The sequence below is a fragment of the Salipiger sp. PrR007 genome, from assembly GCF_010499845.1.
In the GTDB taxonomy this organism is placed as follows: Bacteria; Pseudomonadota; Alphaproteobacteria; order Rhodobacterales; family Rhodobacteraceae; genus Salipiger; species Salipiger pacificus_A.
Window position 1 is genome coordinate 1 of record NZ_JAAGOZ010000098.1, and the last position, 1,678, is coordinate 1,678.

Below are 1,678 nucleotides of genomic sequence, written 5' to 3' on the forward strand. Positions count from 1 at the left end.
GGATAGTACCGTCGTTCCCGGAACAGCCGATTGTACAGATACACGCAGGTGACAACGAGCGCGGACACGATCAACAGAAAGTTTAGCCAGCCGACATAGAAGAGGGAGTAGATAAAGAACCAGATCCCCTCGATGCGTCTTGCGAGAGCCGTTGGGGCGGTATTGATCCGGTGCATTTCGGCTGAGAGGTCGCCTTTGTCCACTGTTAGATCGAGATAGTGGTAGAAGCTTGCCTCATCGTTCACGACGAGGCCGCCTGCGCCCCCAGTCAGAATGTGGCGCACCCCCCCTATCATCCGGTCGGAGAAAGTCGCTGCGCCGGCCGAAATGACCATATCGACGCCGAACTTGGTGATCAGCGCGAGCAGGCGATCCTGACTCTCGGGCTCTGACCAAGCCCCCTCGTCAGGAGGAAAAAGTGTCTCCTGTGCCGGCGGGACAAGCGGATGGCCAAGAAAAATGATGACTGGGGTGTCATCTTCAGGCTTCAGGATATCGCGCAGCCATCTTTCCTGCCAGTCGGTGGGTGTCCGGCCCGTCGCATCGAGAAACACGAGGCGGACCTGGGGCAGGGAGAGCGAATAGAAATGAGGCCCGAAACGCTGGTAGAACCTCGTGCTCCCAAACTCTTCATGCTCGTTTTCCCCGAAGGTCAGCAGATAGGGAACCTCGAGGTGCGACAGAGTGCCAAGCAAAGCGCGGTACTTGTCTTCGCCGCCTCCGCTGACGATATTTCCGGCCGAAACAAGGAACTGGGCTGCCGAGGCATTGATCGAGGGGATGATTTGTTGCTCCAGAACGCCGATGGAGTTGTTGCCTTCTCCGATCACCGCGAAGTCCAAGGGTGCGCCGGGTTTCGCCTCTACAGCGTTCTCGATTCTGTCGATCTGTGCCACCAGAAGAGCACTCGCATCGGGAGCTGATACCAAGAGATAGAGGCGATAGCTGGCGATCGCCAGAATGACCGCGAGATTTGCGTAGAAGACGAAGGCAAGAAGCTTTCGGGTCATCCTGCGAGCGCCTTCGGGCGAAACGCGAAGAATGACACGATCACACCAATGGCCATCCCGATGTAGATCGTCAGGAACCGCCAGGCGAACACGACGAGAAGGAGGTCGTTGGTTTCCATCTGGCCTGCCATGAACCCTGCAAACGCCAGTTCCGCAAAGCCAGCGCCACCGGGGGTCGGTGCGAAATACATCAGGAAGGTCACGACGGAGAGCGTCCCGATCACCTTGAGCCAATCCACCTCCTGCCCGAGGGCCTGGAGAAGAAGAGCGGGAAAGGCGAAGAGCGTCAGCAGGAAGATCAGGGTCGCGAGCACCGCAGCCAGGGCGAACACGCGCGAGCCTCGGGCAAACCTTGCGAAACTTCCGGAAAATTCCTGCGTCTCGCGGTAGACTGCCGCGGTCCAGCGCATGCATCGCTGCCGGCCAATGAGACCGATACGAGCCGCAAATCCGAGTACCCGGCTCAGGAGGGCGGCGATCCAAAATGGCCGGAAGAGGACGATCAGGAAACCAGCCAGATAGATCAAGATGATCCCGGAGAGCGACTGTGTCGTGATACGCGCAACACCCTCAGACGACGCGTTGGGGTAGAGAAACTGAAACAACGGCGCGGCGGTGAAGATCAACAACATGGCGAGGACGGTGCGGATCGTAGTTGCGGCGGCCGA

The 1,678-nt window shown here is 58.8% G+C and carries 2 protein-coding genes; both read right to left on the minus strand.

Going from position 1 to position 1,678, the window contains the following annotated elements; translation table 11 throughout:
• Positions 1-1,010 (minus strand): metallophosphoesterase (locus tag G0Q01_RS25605; RefSeq protein ID WP_203595183.1); only part of this gene is annotated, 1,010 nt, incomplete at its 3' end.
• A partial coding sequence (locus G0Q01_RS25610; protein WP_203595184.1) for a lysylphosphatidylglycerol synthase domain-containing protein occupies positions 1,007-1,678 on the minus strand: 672 nt, incomplete at its 5' end. The genes G0Q01_RS25605 and G0Q01_RS25610, both read right to left, overlap by 4 nt.